The organism is Mesorhizobium sp. M2E.F.Ca.ET.209.01.1.1 (genome assembly GCF_004010375.2).
In the GTDB taxonomy this organism is placed as follows: Bacteria; Pseudomonadota; Alphaproteobacteria; order Rhizobiales; family Rhizobiaceae; genus Mesorhizobium.
This window is the reverse complement of record NZ_SADP02000089.1, coordinates 1-596: the sequence shown is the minus strand read 5'-3', so window position 1 is coordinate 596 and position 596 is coordinate 1. Positions and strand designations below refer to the sequence as shown.

Sequence of the window (596 nt, the reverse complement as noted above, 5' to 3'; positions counted from 1 at the left end):
GCCGCCCTGCGACACCAAGGACCCGTATGCCGTTCCGTCCGACTACCAGCCCTATTTCAAGGTGAAGGACGACGTGAGGTCGATGGCGGTGCAGGTGACCTACACGGACGGCACCAAGTCGCCGGTGCGGGAGTATAAAAGGCAGTAGCGGCCCACCCCCTTGTGGGGAGGGTCGATCCGCATCGCGGATCGGGGTGGGGGTCGAAAGGACTCTTTTTGTCAGACCCCCTCCCGTCGACCGGTCTCCGCTTCGCTCCGACCGCTCGCCGAACCTCCCCACAAGGGGGACGGTGAGGAACTGATGCAAAATGCCGACCGCACCGCTTGCACGGAAGGCACCCGACAGGCTTCTCTGTCGCGCTAAAAGATTCGCGGGATAGCACAATGGACACCGTCACCATCAACGCAAAGGGCATCTCGGTTTCGCTCGATCTTGCCGTCGGGCATATCGCCGCCATGCAGGTCGAAATCGACGGCCATATCCTGAAGCCGCTGCATCGCGCACCCTGGGTCGGCGCGCCGCGCGGGACATTGCCCGCCAACCTCCCCGAAGGCACCGTCCGCCTCTCCGGCGATTTCCTCTGCGCACCCTTCTC

General features: G+C 63.9%; 1 pseudogene. It reads left to right on the top strand.

Annotated elements, in window-relative coordinates:
- Positions 1–384: 384 nt before the first annotated feature.
- A pseudogene (locus EN852_RS34700) lies at positions 385–596 on the top strand (hypothetical protein); the annotation flags it as partial.